Source organism: Chloroflexus sp., from assembly GCF_034431535.1.
Lineage (GTDB): Bacteria > Chloroflexota > Chloroflexia > Chloroflexales > Chloroflexaceae > Chloroflexus.
On record NZ_DAOUDC010000055.1, the window covers coordinates 43,920 to 64,848 of the forward strand.

Here is a 20,929-nt window from a genome sequence, read left to right on the forward strand (position 1 = left end):
GACCTATCCCGGCAAAAACTCAGCCGTAAACCCGGCTCTACCGATAACCCGGCCACATGGACCTCGACGCAAGCATTGCCTCTTGGGAGCATGCGCTGGCCCGCGAGAGCGGGCGCTCGGCCGCGACCGTGCAGCAGTATGTCGGCGACGCCTGGCGCTTCGCCACCTGGTTCACCTCCCACGCGCCCGGCAGCACCCTTGCCGACCTGACCCCTGGCGATGTGCGCGACTACCGCGACGCCCTGCTCGTCGCTGGCCGGGCGCCCACGACCATCAACCGCGCCCTGATCAGCCTCGGCCTGCTCTGCGACCAGGCCGGCCGGCGCGACGACAACCCCGTGCGGCAGGTCGATGCCGTGGACGAAGTGGAGCAGGCCCCGCAGGCCCTCACGCGCCTAGAGTGGAACGCCGTGCGCCGCGCCGCCGAGCAGCGGGCGGCTCGGGACCACAGCCTCTCACTGGCGCTGGTCTGCCTGATGCGCTACGCCGGCCCCCGCGTCGGCGAAGTCGCCGCGCTTCAGCTCGCCGATGTCGTCCTCTCGGCCCGTCGTGGCACGCTCGTCATCCGCCGTGGCAAGGGGGTCAAGCGCCGCGAAGTGCCGCTGATCGTCGAGGCTCGCGAGCCACTCGGGGACTACCTCAACGAGCGCAGGCGCACTGCCGAGCGCTGGGCGCAGCGGTCGAGCGCTCGTGATCAACGGGCGCCGACATGGGCCGGCTGGCCCGACGGCCATCTCTTTCTCGGTCAGCGCGGCCCCCTTACTGAGCGCGGCATTCGCCTCATCGTCGCCCAGCTCGGCCAGGCTGCCAAACTTGATCAGCCGTTGAGCCCGCATCAGCTCCGCCACACCTTCGCCACCGCGCTGCTCGACCCTGCCGCCTACGGTCTCGACCGCGCACCGGCAACCCTCCCTGCCGTCCAGGCGCTGCTCGGCCACAGTGACATTGCCACCACCGCCGGCTACACCCGTGCCTCGCCAGCCGACCTCGCACGCATGCTTGGCGAGCCATCCGAGCCAGGCTGACCGCTGCGACACTAAGGTCGCCAATCTCCAAGCCACTACTGGGATTGCTCGGGAAACCATAGAACTCAATTTCCGGCATAGAGACCGGCAGCTCTCGTTCCTGTGCCGGGGGCATCAAGCGTAACAGCATCTCTACGTTCTGAGACGGTCGCCACGGCCGCGGCCGTTCATGCCGGAAGGGAGTACAAGTGGCAGACGCCGACCAGACGGCCGAGTCCAGGCGCCTGCACATTCTGGAGAGCCACGAGGTCGATGCCCTCTATGGGCGCCCACGCTTCACGCCCGATGAGCAGCAGCTCTATTTTACCCTTACCGAGGCGGAACAGGCCGCCTGCGCCGAGCTTCGCTCACTCGCCTCACAGGTGGGCTTCGTGCTTCAGCTCGGCTACTTCAAAGCCAAGCAGCTCTTTTTCGCCTTTACCTTCGCCGAGGTCGCCGACGATGTTGCCGCCATCCTGAGCCGCCACTTCCCCACGGCAGTAACAGCACCGTGGGAACCTCTCTCCAAGCCCACCATCCTCAAGCAGCGCACGCTCATCCTCCAGCTCCTCCAGTACCGGCTCTGCCGCGCGCCGCAGCGCCAGCAGGCCATCTTCCACACCCGCCAGCTCGCCCAGATCAGCAGCAAGCCGATCTACATCTTTCGCGAGCTGCTCCAGTTCTTCGCCGAGCAGCGCATCGTCGCGCCGGGCTACACGGTGATGCAGAACCTGGTCAGCCAGGCCGTGACCTTTGAGCAGCAGCGCCTGACGCGCATCCTCCAGCACTCCCTCACCCTCGACGATACGGCGGCCCTCGACAAGCTGATCGCGGAGACCGAGGGGCTGTACCGGATCACCCGGCTCAAACATGAGCCCGCGGATTTCAGCCGGGGTGCCATGCGCGAGGAGATCGAGCGCGCCACACTCCTCCACCCGCTCGCTGCCTTGGCAGGCCGCGTCATACCCGCCCTCGCCATCTCGCCAGACGCGGTGGCCTACTACGCCTCCCTGGTCAGCTACTATTCGGTCTTTCGCCTGCTCCAGCTTGACCGCTGGCTCTGCTACCTCGACCTGCTCTGCTTCATCCTGCACCGCTACCACCGCTGCCACGACCACGTCCTCGCGGCCTTCATCCACGGCGTCACCGCCTTCACGGAAGAGTCGCGGGAGCAGGCCAAGATCCAGGCGGCCACGCAACGCCAGGAGCGTGACGACGATCTCGTCAAAGCCGGCGGCGTTCTCCAACTCTTCCTCACCGATCCGCCGACCCCGGCTATGCCCTTCCTGACGGTGCAAGCCCAGGCTTTCGCCCTTCTCGACCGTGCGCGCCTGGCTCGCGTGGCAGCCTACCTGACGACCAAAGCCCCAGTAGATGAGCAGGCGCTTCAGTGGGAAGTAATTGAGGGCATGCACCGGCGCTGGAAGCCTGCTCTCCGCCCGCTGCTCCAAGCTGCCGATCTCAGCACCGGCCGTGCTGACGCCCCGCTGCTGGAGGCCGTCCGCTTCATCACGCGCACCCTTGCGGCCGGGAGCTCCCTCAAGCAGCTCGACCCCGAGAGCTTCCCAAGCCGCTGGCTGCCAGTGCGCCAGAAGCGCTACCTCTACACCCAGGAGCCCGCCGAGGGCAAGCGGCTTATCCCCGACCGCTACGAGTTTCTGGCCTACCAGCGCGTGCGCAATGGCTTGGAGGCCGGTGATGTGGTCTGCCAGCAGAGCGTGCAGTTCCGCAGCTTCGAGGACGACCTGCTCAGCGATGCACAGTGGCAGGCCAACGCGGACCTCCTGACCGCCAGCGGCCGTGTGATCCTCGACCGGCCCATTCACGAGCAGCTTGCCGAGCTAGAAAGCCAACTGGAGGCGCGCATTCAGGAGGTTAATGCGCGCATCGCCGATGGCGAGAATACCCACATCCGTATTACGCGCCGCGGGGAGCGCACCCGCTGGACGCTGCCCTACCCTCGTAGCAGCGAGCCAGTCAACCACCCGATCTTCGACGACCTCCCCCAAGTCGACCTCAGCCGCGTGCTCGCCTTCGCAGATGCCGGATGCCAGATGCTGGAGGCGTTCAGCCATCTGCTCGGGCGCTATGGTCAACCGACGGTTTATCCGGCGGTCCTGCGGGCCTGTCTGGTGGCTTGGGGCACCAACATGGGCTTGGGGCGGATGGGCGACATCTCCGACATCAGCACCCACATTCTGGCGCGGGCCTCCGAGAACTACCTGCGCCCCGAAACGCTCAAGGCCGCCAATGACCGCGTCAGCAACGCCATCGCGGCGCTCCCCATCACCGCCTGCTACGACTTGGGCGGGCAGCGCCACTCTAGCAGCGATGGGCAGAAGTTTGAGACGGCCATTCCAACCTTCAACGCCCGCTCCTCCTGGAAGTACTTTGGGCTGCACAAAGGGATTGTTGCCGACACGCTCATGGTCGGCTACGTGCCAGTGAACGCGCTGATCATCGGTGCCCACGAGCACGAGAGCCACTACGTGCTGGACTTGCTGCTGAACAACACGACGAGCTTACAGCCGGCGGTCCACTCCACCGACACCCACGGGACCAACCAGGTCAACTTCGCCCTGCTCCACGTCTTCGGCTTCCAGTTTGCGCCGCGCTACCGCAACATTCAGGAAAAGATGAAGACCGGGCTGTACGGCTTCCAGCACCCCCGCGCCTATGCGGAGTTGCTGCTGCGGCCGATCCGCAAGCTGAAGACCGAGCTGATCATCGCGGAGTGGGATAATCTGCGGCGTATCTTCGCCTCGCTGGCGCTGAAGACGACGAGCCAGAGCATTATCGTGCGCAAACTGAACGCCTATGCGGGGTACAGCCGAGATACGTGTAAAAACGGGAAGTAAGCGAGAACGTGTAGCTTAGCCAATCTCCTCAGCGCCTGGTGCGGCAGCAGCCGGTAGTTCCCAGCCGGCGATGTGCGCGAAGTCCGGGGGCGCTTGCTCCGAGAGGGTATACTCGCCGAATCGCTTGATGTGGTTCGTTAGGTAGGGGCTCAAGGTGGCGATGTCTTGGGGACGCACCTCGAAGCCCTCGGCAATCAGATCGCGCAGCACTGCCGTCATATCGTAGACGTTGTGCAAGATCACCACGTTCGCCAGCACGTCGGTGTACTTCACCGACTTCTCCGACTCCTCCGGGTCGCGGTCGCGCAGCACCCCGCCGTTGCCGAAGCTCAGCCATTTGCTGAAGCCGTTGTACGCCTCGACCTTGTTGGTCTCGGCGGTAATCTCGCCGCGCATGGGCGGATCTGAGATGTAGCGTAGCAGGAAGAGCGTGCGGATCACCCGCCCCAGCTCGCGAAACACCTGGTACAGCCGGTTCTTGCGGCTCTCGTGCCCCAGACGGCGCAGGATCGCCTCCGCGGTAATTGTCCCCGCGCGGATCGACAGCACCACCTGAATGAGATCCTGCCAGTGCCGCTCGATCAGCACCCAGTCGATCACCCCGCCGAACAACGGCTCGATGTGGCTATAGGTCGTGTCGGCGTCGGCCTTGTAGAAGATTAAGTCCTTCCAGTTGCGGATGCGCGGCAACAGCTCGATGCCGAGCAGGTGGGCCAGGGCGAACACTGGCGTGGACTGGCCCTGCGTATCGGCGTGGACGCGCCGCGGCTGAAGCTCGGATTGGTTCTTCAGCAGCCCGTCGATGATGTAGATCGCCTCCCAGACGCCGCAGGGGATGAAGTGGCTGAAGATCGCGATGTAGTTGTCGGCCACGTGGTGGTAGGCGATGCCGCCGTACATGCGGTAGCGAAAGTGCAGCTCGGCCAGGGGGTTGCTGTCAGCCAGCGGGATCAAGGTGCCATCGGCGGCCGCGCTGCGCCCAACTCCCCAGAGGCGCGGCAAGGTCAGCGTGTGGTAGACGTTAATGATGTCGGCCTGGGCGGCGTTCAACTTGGCGCTCGTGACGTGGCGCTGGTTGAGGTAGGACAGGCTCCGCGCACTGACGGCCTCGCGCATATGCCGGGCTGCCTGAGCTGGCCCGAGGTTGGTGCCGTAGGCGAACAGCAACCGGGTGTAGTCCGCGTTGGCGTCGTCGAGCTTGGGCTCCGTCCCCGCCGGCGGCCCTAGATGCCGGGTGCAGTTGGTCCAACTCCCCACGGCGGCAACCATATCCAGGAGATGACGGTCGGGCATGCGGCCAAGCAGACGACGCTCCAGCAGGTACGCTGAGCGCGGGATATCACGCCGGGGGAGGCGCTTGAGCACCGGCACACCCTCGGGCGAAATGCTCAACTGGTCTTGCTCAGGGAACTGCTGGTCAACCAACGTTGCAGCCGTTGCCAGACGCTCGCGCATGTCGGCGACAAACGCCGACGCCGTTGGCGGCAGGCCCATCTCAGCCGCCCATGCTGCGACGAGCGGAGCACACTCCGCCCAGGGCAGCAGCTGCGCGCGGGTATCCGGGTAGATGTTGGTGCCATCAACCGCCACGTCACCGGTGCGGAGTTCGTTTGCCAGGCAGACGAAGACGCATGCCTCCAGCTGCTTGCGGTCCAGCACACGCTCGCCCCCCACGCGGGTCACGACCAGACGCTGCCAGGCCTCGGGGGCAAAGCTCAGGTCGAGGGTTGCCGGAAGGTAGGCCGGTTTCTGGTGCTGGTGCTCGCGAATGACTTCCAGAGCGGTGAGCAAGGAGGTGTCCTGACTCGTGGAGACCAGGATCAGGGCCTCGATGAGCCGAAAGCACAGGCTGCGATGACTGCGGTACTCTTTCCAGACCAGGGGCAGGTGGTTGTTGCCGGTGAAGGCCCGCATCTCGGCGCAACGGTCGTGGAGGGCCGTCGGCCCGCCGGCGCCATCCAGGACGGCGACGATCTGCGCGTCACGTTCCTCGGCAGGGATGGTCGCATGCACCTCCAGCACGGTCTGAAAGGTGGCGAGCAGCTGGTCGACCGCGTTCTGGTGCGTACGTTGGAGCTCCTCCAGCTTCTTACGCGCGGCGCGTTGAAAGGCGGCGACGCGCTTGATGAACATCGTCACCACGGCGTCGCGGGTCTGGGCCTGGGCCTGATGGACCAGACAGATGACGAGCAGGAGCTGCCGTGGCTCGGCGAGGGCACGCACCTCAGCAGCGTCCAGCACCCGCGCCTCAGCCGCAAGCTGCTGCACCTTCCGCGGGGCAACGCCGTCGAGCACCGGCGCGAACCGGCCAACCTGCTCGACCCAGGTGAGGTGGTCGAGCAACTCGTCGAAGTGCTCGTAGGTCGCTGGTTCGGGCTTGGGCTTGAGGTCGTTCCAGGGCGTGAAGGGGCGGTCGGGAACGGGTTTAAGCAAGGCCAGCAGACGGGCAACGTCAGGCTCGGTCAGGCGGCTCCGCAGCAGTGCGGCGAGGCGAGCTTGGGAGAGCGTTCGTACGCGACGCGCCAGGCGATCAAGGGTGCTGAAGGCGGGGAATTCGGCCCGCTGTTTGTACAGCAGTTCGATGGCGACATTGATCAAGTCGACGGGTGCATCGCTCGTCTCGGCAGCCTGGAGCATGGCGGTGAGGGCGAGGTGACGCACGGTGCGGCCGTGGCTGATGAGACCCTGGTGCTCGCGGATGCGCTGGATGTAGGTCTTGACGGAACGGCCCGAGACGCCGAAGATAGAGACAGTCTCAGGCAGGGCCAGGGCGAGCCGCAGGTGGGCGATGACCGACGCTGGGACGAGGGAAAGCACGGGGAAGTAGCCGAGATGCTGAACGGCCTTGAACAGTACGGCACAGCAGAGCAAGCCGGCGGGCCGTCGGGTGTTCGCCCGCAGCCACTCCCGCTCCTCGGCGGTGACGGTGTAGTGGTGCTCCAACTCGACCAGCGACGGAGTACGGCGGTAAACGGGGTAGGCCGTGCGGTCGATGGACGCCATACCGGGGCGACCTTTCAGCTGTCGGGCGTGAGGGCGGGGAATGTCTGCTACGGGAGTATAGCAGACATCAACAGGTCGACAATGCGCCCTTTATGTCTGCTAAGGTTGCCGAGAACGGCGAACAGCGATGTCTGCTAAGGAAGTAGAGACAGCACGGCGAGCAAAACGAAGCGCGATGCCGGCGCTCTCAGACGAGGGGCTGGCTGCTCTCAATGCCTACGCTGCGGCACTCCGCACGACCACTGACACGAGCGCAGTGACCGTGCGTAACTATCTGAGCGACCTGCGGCAGTTCATAGCCTGGGCTGAGGGTGAGTGGGCAGCAGGCCACGAGGACATAGTTGCCTTCACCCCGGCCAGCCTGACGACTCCGCTGCTGACGCGCTACCGCAGCTACCTCCAACACACGCGTCAGTTGTCGCCGGCCTCGGTCAACCGCGCTCTGGTGAGCCTGAAGCGCTACAGCGCCTGGCTCCTGAGCGAGGGTCTGCTGAAGCGCGACCCAGTGGCCCCAGTCAAGCTCATCCCTGAGACCCTCCGCGCACCGCGGCACTTGGAGGACAAGGAAGAAGAAGCATTGCTGGCGGCTGTCGCCGCTCACGGCAGCGCTCGCGATCAGGCGCTCATTACGCTGATGCTGCATACCGGCCTGCGAGCGCGGGAAGTCTGCGGACTGCGCCGGCGCGATGTCACGCTGGGTAAACGTAGCGGTGTGATACAGGTCTACGGTAAGCGGAACAAATATCGCGAGATCCCACTCAACATTACTGCACGGGGCGTGCTCGCGCCCCTGCTGGCCCTGCCTGGTGATGCGGAGGCACCCCTCTTCCCTTCCGAGAAAACAGGGACAGCCCTCACCACCCGTGGCTTGGGCTACCTGGTGGCAAAATATGCGGCCTTCGCACGGCTGGAAGACCTGAGCCCCCACGACCTGCGCCACCGCTTCGGCTACCAGATGGCTGCTCGGGCCCCACTTCATCGGCTCGCCCAGATTATGGGTCACGACTCCCTCGATACGACGATGCTCTACATCAAAGGTACTGCCCGTGACCTTCAGAACGAGGTTGAGAAAATAGCTTGGGAGTAACTGTAGTCTCCAAAGTCAAAGTCCCTATTGACTTCTTAGTCAAGCATGATATACTATTGTCCATCCATCATGGCGATCCCGAGTGCCAATCCTCCTGTCAAAACGCTGGCGTCATATTGAATTTATACGAGGGCAACAAAGCATTATAGCTTCCAGTTTTATTGATATTGTGTAATATTAACCTCCAGCAAATTCCGTTGGGCGATGACTTACTTAATATCAGGAGGTACTCCATGTTCACCCGTATTGTAGCTTCTGCTGAACCTCGATCTATAGCGACATCAACAGAGTTGTTAGTTTCAGGAGTCCAGTTTTCTCAAAACTTTCTGCTTAATGACACTGTCATTAATAGTACGCACCCTTCTCGTGACGGTGTATCCAAGCCTTTTGGTTATCATTTCCTAACGTGGGCTGAGGAAACAGAAGTTCAAGAAAAAACCGTTGAACTCCCATTAGGTTACTATGACCACAAAACACAAATTTTTTATGCCTCAGGTGAAACGACAGACGGAACGCAAACATATACTAGAACCACAAACTATGTAACAACAAGTAAGTGGACTAGTTCAGATGGAGTTGTCACCCTTGATTTATCAAAGGATAAAACCTTTGAAATTGACGACGGTCCATATCCCGATGTCGCGGGATAAAAACTTTCTTCTGGTCAGTGATGGAATAGGTGCATAACCGCTTTAGGAGCGGTTCTGTACCTCTGCTTTGTCACTTGGGTGGGAAGGTGGTATACTGTGGATTATGGTAACTACGCCTCGCCTTCCCCACGCTCCCAGCGCGCCGCTGCCCGAACTTGAAGCCTTTCTGGAGCCGCTCCACGTCCACTTCAAGCGCAGCGAAAGCCGTCACGCGATGGAGCGCTATCTCACTGGGCTGCTCACCGAGCACCCAAATAAGAATTGTGACACCCTGGCTCAGGTCGTTCCCGGCACCTCGGAGCAGTCGCTCCAAGGCTTGCTGACCAACATGCGCTGGGACGAGCACGCGCTGAACAACCAGCGGGTTGCCCGCCTCCACGCGCTTCGAACCGAGGGCGACGGCGTGCTCATCATCGATGATATGGGCTTCCCCAAACAGGGCAACGCCTCGGTCGGTGTCGCCCGTCAGTACTCCGGCGCGCTCGGCAAGGTTGACAACTGTCAGGTCACGGTAAACCTGACCTACGCCGAGCGCACGATTGCTTGGCCACTGGCGACACGGCTGTACCTGCCCGAGAAGTGGGCCAACGACGCCGCGCGCCGCACGAAGGCCCACGTGCCCGACGAGGTGCGCTTCCAGACCAAGGCCGAGATTGCGCTCGACCTGTTGGACTGGGCACTGGCTGAGGGCATTCCCTTCGTCGCGGTCACCTCGGACGCCGACTACGGCGACCAGCCCTTCTTTCTTGACCAACTCGAACGGCGCACGCTGCGCTATGTGATGCCGGTGCGCCGGGACTTCACGGTGCGCGCCTCGCTGGAGCGTGGGTCCGAGCGAGCCGATGCGCTGATTGCAGCTCAGCCGAAGCGGGCTTGGCAGACACTCAGCTGGCGTGAAGGTAGCAAGGGGCGCTTGCGGGCACGCTTTGTGGCGCTGCGCTGCTGGCGACAGAGCGACAGCGTGCGCTGGGTCGAGGGCTGGTTGATTGGCGAAGTGCCGGCCCGGGGCCAGGCTGGTGACCCGCGCTGGTACTGGAGCAATTTCCCGCTCGAGACCCCGCTGGCCAGGCTGGTGGAGTACGCACATCGCCGGCATCAGGTCGAACGCTTCCATCAGGACGCCAAGACGCTCTTGGGCTGGGACCAGTATCAAGGACGGCGCTGGGACGGCTTTCACCGGCATGCCGTCTTGGTCATGTTGGCCTATAGCTTCCTGGTTTGGAGCGAATGGCAGCAGCGCGCGCAGCGGGGCAACCCGGGGCGTCGCGCTTTTTCCCCCTCGGCCGGATCGCCGACGCCAATCCCTGGCGGCGGTCCATCGGCAGGTGCTCGACTGGCTGCGTCTGCTTGCCATTGACCAACTCATCCGCGAGGGGCGACTCGACGACTATCGCCCTGACCAGGAAGTGACAAAGTAGAGGTACCTATTATCTTATCTTCGCACCAATCTTTAGCGAGGAAGTCATGCGTAAACCTGTTGTCCTGATTTTAACACAGCAGATGGATTTCCACGTTGATCCTGTAATTCAAGATCTTAATGAAAGAAAAATCGAAGTTCATCGCTTTGACACAGGCGATTTTCCAGAGAACGTTACTATAACTTTTCAAGCATTGAACCACGAGAGTAAGACGCTAGTACAAAATTATGACAGGCAGTTTTGGCTAGAAGAAGTTACAAGTATTTGGTACAGAAGGCCTACCTTATTTAGATTCCCTCAAAGCATGTCGCAAGCAGAGAGAAAGTTTGCCCACGGTGAGGCCCGAGCAGGTGTGGGCGGTATTCTGCGCAGCATGGACTGCTTATGGGTAAGTCACCCTGAAAAAATAATCACTGCTGGCTACAAGGCTCTCCAATTGAAGGTTGCACTACAGCACGGATTCAGTATTCCTCGAACAATTATCACAAACAATCCAGAAGAAGTGGTTCAGTTTTATAATCAATGCAACGGAAATGTTATATTTAAGACTTTGGAATCGGGATTTGTAATTTCACCAGAAGAAGGCGCTGGTTCTATTTATACAAATAAAGTCACTGAAAAGGATATGGAAGAGATAGAACGCGTTAGACTAACAACAAATCTTTTTCAGGAATACATCGAGAAGAAGGTAGAGTTACGTATAACGGTAATTGGCAAAAAGCTATTTACTGTTGCAATACACTCGCAACATTCACATAAAACTAGAGTTGACTGGAGAAAGTCTTATAGCGATCTTTACTATGAACCATATAAATTACCGGAAGACATCCACGATAAATGCATTAATATCACGGATTACTTCGGATTAAATTTCTCTGCTATCGATATGATAGTAACTCCTGAAGGGGAATATGTATTCCTGGAGCTTAATCCAAACGGCCAATGGGCTTGGTTGGAGGATTTCACAGGACTTCCCATGAAAAGTACGCTAGTGGAGTTACTAATAGCGACATAGAATTTTATACACGAGGTGCGTGGTGCCGCTATAGCAGATGAACTTCAAGTTCGGAATGTATAAGGTATGCTTCCTATGTTGCACAAATGCGATAGTAATAACCAGTACTTGGTCAGGATGCTCCAGAAAAAAGGAGCTATTCGCTCAAACATTATTACAGAAGCCTTTCTATCCATTCCAAGACACCTCTTCATTTCTAAACTGTATAAACAGGATCCTGATCACTATGCGTGGAGCGAAGTGTTAATTGATGTAGCAAGTGATGATTTCTGTAGAGAAGTATACAAGGATGTTTCCATTGTTACTGCTATTGATGAAGAGGGAATGCCTACAAGTTCTAGTACATCACCATCATTAATGGCGGAAATGCTTGAGGCCCTCGATTTGACTCAAGGCTTGAAAGTACTAGAAATAGGCACAGGCACTGGCTACAATGCGGCACTACTTGCGCACATCGTCGGATATAATTTTATGTTCTCTCTTGACATTAATCCAATGTGTGTTGAATATGCAAGTCTTGCCATGCACAGCATTTTTGGCCGCAGCGACAATTTACACGTATGGGATGGACTGAAAGGCTTTGATTTATATGCTCCCTATGACAGGATAATTGCAACCGCAGGGCATAACAAAGTGCCATTGCCCTGGATTGAACAATTAGCCTTAAACGGGGTAATTGTAATGAATATAACAGCCTATAATTACGGCGGCATATTGCGTTTAAAAAAGATTGGTCCTGGAAACACATCATATGGCAAGTTTCTTCGAACATCACACGTAAGTTTTATCAACTTATACAATATGAGTAAGAGTGACAACGACATATATACTATCATCGAAGAAATGCTTGATGCACCATTAGATCTCGTGTATACCTATTCACTGGATGAACTTCAAATCCAGGAGCTCACCAACGCAGATTTCATGTTCTTTCTGCAACAAAGCCTTCCTGGTGCTGCACCAACAATGTTTGTTGAAGACAACAAAGATTCACCGAAGGTCGTGTATTGCATAGTAGATCCGCAGTCGAAAACAGTAATAAGAGCATCTGTTAGTGACGACAAGGCTGTTATTGTGGTTCAAGGTGATAAAATTACATGGGAAAAGGTGCGAGACACATATAACTTATGGAAAGAGTGGCAAATGCCGCTCTTGACAGATCACTCGTTTATTGTGGACGAGGCCGGCTTGCAGTTTTTTGAATTAGAGCACTATGAGGACAAAACTAGAAAGCTTATCTGGGAACTGCAACCGGTTTCCGGATGAGAATTGACATATTTTCATGAGTTCCGAAACAAGCTTTACAGATCCAAAAGGTCTTTATAAATGGCGCAGTCTCCGATTGGCCTTGAGTAATCTTCCGCGCGCTTTTATACTGGTATGGCAGACAAACAAGCTTCTAACCATTGTACTATCTATTATTACTGCTCTAAGTGCGTTTGCGCCATTAGCGCAAGCTTGGATTGCTAAAATTATAATCGATACCGTTGTCGCCAGTTCTAGTCTTTTTGACGTCCAAGTATTTCTCGAGATCGTTCCTCTAATTCTTCTTGAACTAGCCGTTGTGGGCCTGAACCTTATATTTATTGAATGCTCATCGCTTATTCAGCGAACATTAAGCACAGACCTTCGTTACCGGGTTAGCTTGGAAATTATCAATAAATCAATTGCTTTAGATATTCAGTACTTTGAAAGCCCAGAATATTACGATCAGCTCCAAAATGCTCGTAATGAGGCTGGTTGGCGTAGCGTCCAACTAGTTCGAACAGCTTTTGAATTTATCCAACACCTAATTACCATACTCACCTTTTTAACTGCACTGGTTGCATTTAGTCTTTTCATCGCTCTACTTCTATTGGTGGCGACCTTCCCCGCTTTCGTCTTCCGTATTATTCATAGTAGCAACTACTACGTTTTCCAGGTAAGTCGCACACCCGCGTCTCGCAAAATGAATTATCTAGAACACTTGCTTACGACTGATTACAGTGCCAAAGAAGTTCGTCTTTTTAACTTAGGCGGCTTTTTACTTGAACGATATAAAAGCATCTTTATTGATTACGCTCGTGAAGATAAACGATTGGCTAGGCAACGTGCAGTGGCAGGAATAATTTGGGGCTTAGTGGCTACAGCAAGCTATTATTCTGCTTATGCTTGGATTATTCTCGAAACACTCCAAAACCACATTACGTTAGGCGAAATGACGTTCTACATACTACTATGCAGCCAAGCTCAGGGCCTATTCCAAGCTATTCTTTTCGACATTAATGAAATATACGAGGGAGGGTTGTTCTTGGAAAATCTGTATTCTTTCTTAAAAATAGAATCCACTACTAAGCTAAAAGGGGGTACAAAACTTCTACCGCGGCCTATAAAAAACGGGATCACTTTTGAAAACGTCTCGTTTTGCTATTTAGGACGTAGCGACTGGGCTATACGAGACCTAAACTTCCATATTAACCCTGGCGAAAAGATAGCATTAGTAGGAGAGAATGGTGCTGGCAAAACTACTATTATTAAACTGCTCTCGCGTCTTTACGAGCCAACAGAGGGTCGTATTTTGATAGATGGTGTAGAATTAAAAGACTACGATTTAGTAGATTTGCGTTTACGTATCGGTATTATATTTCAAGATTTTGTTCGCTATTTTACTACGTTGCGCGAAAATATTGGATTCGGTGATACTGACAAATTATCAGATGAGGCGGAAATTGTTTCTACTGCAATAGCAAGTGGTGCTAACGATGTTGCGCTAACATTGCCGCAAGGTTATGACACAGTACTCGGACACTGGTTTGAAGGGGGTACGCAGATCTCGGGGGGACAATGGCAAAAGGTTGCTCTTAGTAGAGCTTTTATTCGGGATAGTGACATACTTATTCTTGATGAACCTACCGCATCTCTTGATGCTTCTCACGAACACGAAATTTTCCAAAAGTTTCATGAATTAACGACAGGTAAAACATCCATTTTGATTTCCCATAGGTTTAACACGGTTCGAGCAGTTGATCGTATACTTGTTCTAAAGCACGGGACTATAGTGGAATGCGGTAACCATACTGAGTTAATGCTGAAAAATGGACTTTACGCTCATCTATTTTCATTACAAGCTCAAAAGTATTCCTGAAGCACTTCGGCGAGCACAAGCTCTCTGTGATCAAGCAATGCCGGATCTGGCCTCATCGTCGACTGAAAATTGCCGACTCGCACTGCACCAGTCGAGCCTGAAGAGGGCCGCCTGAGCTACACGTTCTCGCTTACTTCCCGTTTTTACACGTATCTCGGCTGCACCCGTATGCACGGCGAAACAAGACCCGGCAGGCGTTGTGGGAGTACGACAACATCTTCCGCAGCCTCTACCTGCTGGAGTTCGTGGACTCACCGCCACTGCGCCAGAACGTGCAGCGGGCGCTGAACCGGGGTGAGAACTACCACCAGCTACGCCGGGCAGTCGCCCATGCGAACTTCGGGAAGTTGCGCGTCAGGACGGCGGAGGAGCAGGTGCTCTGGAGTGAGTGTAATCGGCTGCTGACCAACTGCATCATCTACTACAACGCGACCATCCTATCGCGTATCCTCGAAGCCAAAATCGCGGCCGGCGACACCGTCGGAGCAGCGCAACTGGCCCAGATTTCGCCGGTAGCCTGGCAGCATATTAACTTCTACGGGCGCTACGAGTTCACCACGGGGGCGAGCCCGATCGACGTAGATGCGATCGTGGCCGCGCTCGCCCGGCGCCCAATCGAGGGCATCGAAGAAGCGGCATAGGCCGAGCCCAGTCGTGCTACCTGTTTTCGTTTATTTTACCTTTTTGAGGGGTAATGCAAAAACCCCCATAGAGCTGGGTGGCGAGCTGCTCGGCTTCGACGGGGACGGCTTTGCTCAAGCCGGTGACGATGATGCGGTTGTTCTCCAGCCGCACGTCAGTCAGTTCCTTGGCGCTGAGCTGCTCGGCGAGCGCGGTGAGTTGCGTGTGCAGCGCCTCCTGCTGCTCCCCAAGCCAGGTAGCTGCCTTGGGCGGAAGCGTGATCGGCACCTCGTCGCGGTCGCGCAGCTCCTTCCAGGCGGCGACGGGCAGGAGGTAGTCGGCGAAGGCGCGGTACTGGTTGCTGCCCGCTACCCAGACGTCGCCGGCGCGGAGGCTCTGGCGCAGCTCGTGGAGCGCGCAGAACTCGTAGAGGGCCCGGTCAACTCCTCTGGGCGTGACGACGAGCGGGTCCCAGCGCGGCTTGATGAAGCCAAGAGGCGCTCCGCGCGGCAGCTTCTTCTTGCCCTCGGCGTTCACGATGCGCAGCACGTCGATGGCCTGAAGCAGCGATTTGCTGGTTGGAGCACCCTGAAAGGTGAGGGTCGCAAGGAGCTCGGGGGCGTAGCGCCGCATCTGCTCGTAGTAGTTGCGTAGGAGCGTGAGCGCGTCCGCCACCGCCGGGCTGGCCAGCCGCTCGGCTTCGGCGACAGCGGCGACAAAGCGCTCCCAGGGGAGCACCGCCTCGACCGCTTCGTAGGGGTCGGTGTCGTTGGCACGGGCGTCGATGAGCGCGCGGCCGACCCGCCCATACAGTCGCACTTGCTCGGCGAGGGGGCGGCCCCGGGTCTGGACCTGCTGGGCCTGGGAGTGCTCACACTGGCGGAAGTAGCTCGTGAAGAGCCGGTTGTGCAGGTCGAGGATCTGGTCGGTCAGGACGGCGGACCGTTCGAGCAGCAGGGCGACCAGGGTAGCGTAGCGCCGGCCAGGTGGGAACTGCTGCAGGGCAGCAGGGGTGTAGCGCATGCCCTCACGGGCGAGTTGCCGGAGCCGATTCTGATGCACCCGTCGGGCAAGTGTGGCATCCAGTTCCAGCTCGCGCACACGTAGGAGCCGCTCGATGCGTCCAAGGATGGTGCCCGGACTTGGCTTGCCCGCCGGTTGGCGCAGCCAGGCCAGCGGTGTCACCGGCTTGTCGGCGGGTTTGATGAGGAGCAGATCAAGCTGGGCGCGCTGCTGGTCCGTCAGGGTGCCGGTGAGCACCGTCACGACATGCTGTTGGGCACGGCGCCGTGCCTCCCACCCCAGCCGTTCCAAGGTCGACAACGCCGGCGCCACGACCCGGCGGCGTCGCAACTCCTCAACCAGTGCCGTGATGATGGCCACGCCGTTGTCGGTGGCCTGCACAACGGGCTGGAGCCAGTGCGAGAGCGCTCGGTACATGCCGCGGTCGAAGGGCAGGAAGCCGAAGGCCTCGCGGATCTCGGCGAGGTGCTCGCGCCGGGTCGTGTCACGGGCGCGGGCGTAGTCCGCGAACGCTGCCGGCTCGCATTCGAGCTGTGCGGCGATGAATGCCAGCAATGCCTCGGGAACGACATCATCGGCGTAGAGCGCCCGGCCGGGGTAGCGCAGGTAGCAGAGCTGGACGGCAAAGCCGAGACGGTTCTGGGGCCGACGATGCCGCCGGATCACGGCGAGGTCAGTCGGGCTGAGCGTGTAGTGGCGCACGAACTCGCGCTCGCCAAAGTGCTCGGGAATCTCGGTGAACTGGGCACGTTGAGTCGGCGCGAGGAGGTCGCGCGTGGGCATGGGAGGACTTTCTCGCCGCTAGAGGCGCTGGAGTTGGCGTTTGAGCCGGTCGCGGCTCACCTGGGTGTAGCGGGCGGTGGTCTGAATAGCAGGGGTGCCCCGCGTGGTGGTGTGGCCCAGGTAGGCGGCGATCTCCTCCAGGCTCCAGGCGGCGGCCCGGGCGCGATGGGCAAAGTCGTGGCGCAGGTCGTGGAAGCGCAGGTCGTGAATGAGCTCCCACTCGGTCTTAGTCGCCTGGGCCTTGAGCAGGCGAAACCAGTGATGGATGCCGGCCTCGGTCAGGCGCTCGGCGCGCTGCGAGGTGAAGACGTAGGGGCTTTCGCGCTTCCGGCCGCCCTGCTGAAGGTAGGCGTGGAGCGGGGCAACGACCTTGCCGTGGAGGTCGATCTCGCGCTGCTTGCCGCCCTTGTGCCCGACGAGGATGGAGCCCTGGCGGGCGGTGACGTGGGTGTCGTCGAAGCGGAGCCAGGCGACATCACTTACGCGGCAGCCGGCCCAGTAGCCAAGGGCGAAGATGGCGGCGCCCCGAAGCGTGTCGTCGCGCTCAACGAGCGACTCGAGCACATAGCGCTGATCCTCAGTCAGCTCGCGCGGTGCGAGGATCGTCTGAGGAGGAACTACGACCTGCCGGGTCGGGTTACGCCGCAGGACGCCCTGGTCCTCGATGAGAAAGCGGGCGAAGCTGCTGAGCACGGCGCGCACGCGGGTACGGTCGCTGATGCTTCGACCGGCGCGGTCCAGGTGGGCGAGATAGGTCTCGACGGCGGTACGGGTGAACTGCTCAGGGACAAAGCCGTCGCCGCAGCCGGGACGCTCGACGAGCCATGCGCAGAACTGGCGCAGAACCCGGCGGTAGGCGTCGACGGTGGCGGGTGTCTTGGCCTCCAGCGTCGCAAGGTAGGCGGTGACGAGCGGCGGCGGCTCGGTGGAAGATGGTTCCATGGCGAGGCGGTTCGGCCAGAACGATTCTGGTACGAGTTTCGGCCACCTTTCCGGGCAGGGCCAGGAAGGTAGCTCAGTAAGCGGAAGGCATTAGAATGCGCTCCGCTATTGTACGAGCAGCTCAGGGAGGCGTCAACTCGTACCGGAAGCATGGTTCTGATACAACTACCTCAATAGACAACTCTTTAGATCTAGCTGTGTAGGGATAGGGGAAAAGGTCCTGGGAGGTACTAGTGCCTCCCAGGACTTAAGTACTGGCAAAGCAGGTTGCATACTAAATTTGATCCTACTATTATTGCGATCACCGATGCTATTTTCATATCGTTCCTGCCTAGTCAGAGTATACCTGTTTTACTCTGTAGCTATCATCACTTCTAGCTGCAAACGTGCGGCTAGGCTAGCCTCATTTACGCAAGAGGAGGGCATCATGGTGAAGCAATTTAATACTGAAAACTTAGACAAAGAATTCGAATTTCTTCGAATATGGAAAATTTTATATGGCTTGCTTATTCTTACAGCAATAGCTGGAATTGTAAGTAACAATTTACCCACAGCACGAGCAAATCACCGAACTGCATCAGATGATCATCAATCGAAGATGCATAGCAGTGCGGCTGACCAAAAGGAGGCAGTATGCGTTCAAAGCTCACAAGAGCACATTACACATACAAGCTTTCGTTCAAATGTTCGTCGAAAACTTTACATAGATAATCCGGCTGAGGATTGGGATGAGCTTGCAAATAACAAAGTCTTTTTTGATATGCCTCTCGTCAATGGTGCAGTTCAACCCTGTAGCGGATTCCCTAATCGGGCCGCTATTCCAATTGAAATATATTTAGCTCATGACCCAACAACGCCTCAGGCTGCATGGAACTGGGTTGGAGGTGGTTCTCCATGTGGCAATGTGGCATGCGAAGACAATAGAGTCTTAGTGTTCAATCCTGTCATTGGGCACAATGACAGCCGTGACAGTTACATATGGTTCCCTGAACGAACCCTGTATATCCAACAAGCTGATGGTAGTCATATACTTCACAATGACTCCCAGCGTGCTTATGTTGTGTCTCATGAGTTTGGCCATGTCTTAGGCCTTGCAGATGGTCCTAATACTCAGTGTGCTCAGAGTATCATGCACGCAGGGAAAGGTACATGCGTACCTATCGCTATCTTCTGGCCCCAGCAGATAGATCGTGATAGCGTGACAAATATAGCGAATAACGGATGATTTGAGAAGTGAAGTGCAACAAATAGCATTAACATCAGCCCTATTGCACTTCACTTCTTGCTGCTCGGTGTGGGTAGCGACCTCAATCCGTGCAACCTTAATCGCAGTTAATCCTTCATACAGAGGGGGTATAACATCATGTTAGCTAACACAACTACTAGGACTCGAGTTGGGATCCTCGCCGCTTTACTCGTAGTTGCTATTAGTAGTTGGGTATTTCCTACTACTGGGAGAACTAACCCGGTCAATCATGCACCAAGCTTTATTGGAAATATCCCCGAGCGCACTAACCTGCGAATATGTGTACAGTGGATAAATGGAAAGGGTGCCAACGCGGAAGTTGTTGGCCGAATTGCTTCGGCCTTAGCACAAGTAGCAAAGCATCCTGACTTTGTTCCAGCAGGATTAGCTCGTGGCGCAGGCCCACATGTGCAAGGCCGTTGCGATCAGGCGCCTACCATTAGAACTGACCGGCGTGGACCTTATGTAACTAGCAAGCCTAGTGACATCTACACCTATATCTATATTGCAAGTGAGGATGAACTCCGGGGCGTTCTCTTTAAAAGGTATCCTCGTGTTACAACGCAGGAAACACAATGCGAGGAGCACAAGTGCCACGAGGTTACTAAAGCATTATATATTACACCGGAAGAACTGGCAGACGACAAACTACTTATCAATGCACTAACCTCTGGTGTTGGCTTGCTATTGCCAGACGAGGATCTGTCAATTTATGTAGATGGAGTTACACCTGATGATCGCACAAACAAGGAGTAAAGCTTAGTTTATAATTACTGCAAGACGGTAACCCTGTAGTTAAAGCGTGGTTGCCGTCTTGCAGTGAAGGGCGTCCGGGCAACTATTTAACTACTCACGAAGCTAGCATCATAAGCACAAAAGGCGACTATTATGAAATGGAAAGCACTTAATTTGTTCATACTTATAGCAATTCTTAATGGATGTATTATTGAAGAAGCTGGAAATAGCGAACGGATTACTATTACAACATCTACGGCGACTAGCCCAGAAGCTACATTGGGAGCAATCCCCCCAACAGAGGTAGCCTTAGAATCACCCACACATGCTGACCATGCTCACGCAGAAACACCTGCCAAAATGGATCAAGAAGTTTCTGAAAAATGGAAGAGCCACTCGTGGAACAAGTTGAATATTCCTTTGCCACCTAACGCTACTTGGCAAGATTTTAGCTTTACCTCCAACCAGATCAATGGCTTACCTATAGAAGCTTCTGGTATGGTTGTATATAATTCAGAACAAAGTACATTAGGGGAAAACCCTGAAGGACCCTATTTTGTTATCCTTAAATATACAGGAACAATTACCGATTGGATGGAGCTGGAAGTAAATTCTGAGACAAGTGTAGGGAATCCTGTGCAAGAAGACACTATTAGAGAGTTTTTAGTTGCCGGTATTTTGGGAAGGGCATATAGAAGGGCAATTACCGGAACGGGTTTTATCGAATACTATGCTGTAAAGCTTGATCACGACTCGCTTCTTTGGATAACCAACAATGATTCTAGTAATAATCTATATAATCAAATTATAGAGGGACTAATAATTTATTAGGAAGGTAATTTCTGGTCTTTTACAACGGGGCATCACAAGCGACTTACAAATATATAATTGCTCCGTCTATCGAAATTAAGCAATAGGATGATACACCTGTTTAGGTCAGGATAAATTGCATTAATGCTACAGTACAACAGCCCGACAGCTGCTTTTTTGCTCATCATTACGAGTTCTCTTTTCCGCTCAAAGCCATAAGATTTGCGAATACCCTACCGAATATTCCCTTTGGTGTCATAAATCCTGGTATAGGCCTAAGCTGGCCAATGCGGGGGGCAACGCTCCCGACTTAGCGTACGATTTTCCCGGAATAATAAGGCGACCCCTGTCTGTGAATAAACCTACTCGACAGGTGAAAGAGTCGGCGCTGCTTGGGGCGTCCCGGCTTTCTTGGCGTCACCCGCGGATGCCGGCGGCTGATAGGTGAGGTACGAAGCGAACGGCGCTGATGAGAACAGGATGCAGATACAGACGAAGTGCGGTTCTGCGACCGCTGTACATGTGTGCCCACGTTGTACCCTCCACTATGCGTGCGTCGCTATCATAACAGCGACTTTATGCAACTGTGAGGGTAGTCTAAGATGGTTTG

The 20,929-nt window shown here is 56.4% G+C and carries 14 protein-coding genes and 1 pseudogene; 12 read left to right on the plus strand and 3 right to left on the minus strand.

Annotated elements, in window-relative coordinates:
• The first annotated feature begins 56 nt into the window (after positions 1-56).
• Both U9R61_RS13445 and U9R61_RS13450 read left to right on the plus strand, forming a co-directional pair.
• Positions 57-1,025, plus strand: a complete 969-nt coding sequence (locus U9R61_RS13445) for a tyrosine-type recombinase/integrase (RefSeq protein ID WP_322489330.1) — start codon at positions 57-59, stop codon at positions 1,023-1,025.
• Positions 1,026-1,213: 188 nt separating this feature from the next.
• Entirely contained in the window at positions 1,214-3,862 is a 2,649-nt protein-coding gene (locus U9R61_RS13450) for a Tn3 family transposase (RefSeq protein ID WP_322489331.1), read from the plus strand.
• A gap of 15 nt (positions 3,863-3,877) precedes the next feature.
• On the opposite strand, the gene U9R61_RS13455 is transcribed toward U9R61_RS13450, so the two are convergent.
• Positions 3,878-6,865: a Tn3 family transposase gene (locus tag U9R61_RS13455; RefSeq protein WP_322489332.1), complete on the minus strand. Its 2,988-nt coding sequence runs from the start codon at positions 6,863-6,865 to the stop codon at positions 3,878-3,880.
• A 175-nt stretch (positions 6,866-7,040) separates the two neighbouring features.
• On the opposite strand from U9R61_RS13455, the gene U9R61_RS13460 reads away from it, so the two are divergent.
• From U9R61_RS13460 to U9R61_RS13490, 7 genes and pseudogenes are all read left to right on the plus strand, one after another.
• Positions 7,041-7,952, plus strand: coding sequence for a tyrosine-type recombinase/integrase (locus tag U9R61_RS13460; RefSeq protein ID WP_322489333.1), 912 nt, complete (start codon positions 7,041-7,043; stop codon positions 7,950-7,952).
• 233 nt (positions 7,953-8,185) lie between these two features.
• Positions 8,186-8,602: a hypothetical protein gene (locus U9R61_RS13465; protein WP_322489334.1), complete on the plus strand. Its 417-nt coding sequence runs from the start codon at positions 8,186-8,188 to the stop codon at positions 8,600-8,602.
• Between the two features lie 103 nt (positions 8,603-8,705).
• Complete coding sequence (locus U9R61_RS13470) at positions 8,706-9,959, plus strand: IS701 family transposase (protein ID WP_322489335.1); 1,254 nt, start codon at positions 8,706-8,708, stop codon at positions 9,957-9,959.
• Positions 9,960-10,066: 107 nt separating this feature from the next.
• Positions 10,067-11,035, plus strand: coding sequence for an MvdC/MvdD family ATP grasp protein (locus tag U9R61_RS13475; protein ID WP_322489336.1), 969 nt, complete (start codon positions 10,067-10,069; stop codon positions 11,033-11,035).
• A 66-nt stretch (positions 11,036-11,101) separates the two neighbouring features.
• A complete protein-coding gene (locus tag U9R61_RS13480) occupies positions 11,102-12,301 on the plus strand; it encodes a hypothetical protein (RefSeq protein WP_322489337.1) in 1,200 nt (399 codons plus the stop codon).
• 16 nt (positions 12,302-12,317) lie between these two features.
• Entirely contained in the window at positions 12,318-14,159 is a 1,842-nt protein-coding gene (locus tag U9R61_RS13485; protein WP_322489338.1) for an ABC transporter ATP-binding protein, read from the plus strand.
• Positions 14,160-14,308: 149 nt separating this feature from the next.
• Positions 14,309-14,800, plus strand: a pseudogene (locus U9R61_RS13490) (Tn3 family transposase); the annotation flags it as partial.
• Positions 14,801-14,816: 16 nt separating this feature from the next.
• On the opposite strand, the gene U9R61_RS13495 reads toward U9R61_RS13490, so the two are convergent.
• Both U9R61_RS13495 and U9R61_RS13500 read right to left on the minus strand, forming a co-directional pair.
• Entirely contained in the window at positions 14,817-16,586 is a 1,770-nt protein-coding gene (locus tag U9R61_RS13495; protein ID WP_322489339.1) for a Tn3 family transposase, read from the minus strand.
• Positions 16,587-16,604: 18 nt separating this feature from the next.
• Positions 16,605-17,528, minus strand: coding sequence for a tyrosine-type recombinase/integrase (locus tag U9R61_RS13500; protein WP_322489340.1), 924 nt, complete (start codon positions 17,526-17,528; stop codon positions 16,605-16,607).
• Between the two features lie 427 nt (positions 17,529-17,955).
• On the opposite strand from U9R61_RS13500, the gene U9R61_RS13505 reads away from it, so the two are divergent.
• The 3 genes from U9R61_RS13505 to U9R61_RS13515 all read left to right on the plus strand — a co-directional run bounded on the left by U9R61_RS13505 (position 17,956) and on the right by U9R61_RS13515 (position 20,340).
• Entirely contained in the window at positions 17,956-18,753 is a 798-nt protein-coding gene (locus tag U9R61_RS13505; RefSeq protein WP_322489341.1) for a hypothetical protein, read from the plus strand.
• A gap of 138 nt (positions 18,754-18,891) precedes the next feature.
• Entirely contained in the window at positions 18,892-19,530 is a 639-nt protein-coding gene (locus tag U9R61_RS13510; protein WP_322489342.1) for a hypothetical protein, read from the plus strand.
• 132 nt (positions 19,531-19,662) lie between these two features.
• Positions 19,663-20,340 carry a hypothetical protein gene (locus U9R61_RS13515; protein WP_322489343.1) on the plus strand — a complete coding sequence of 226 codons (678 nt, stop codon included), beginning with the start codon at positions 19,663-19,665 and terminating at the stop codon, positions 20,338-20,340.
• Positions 20,341-20,929: the final 589 nt, after the last annotated feature.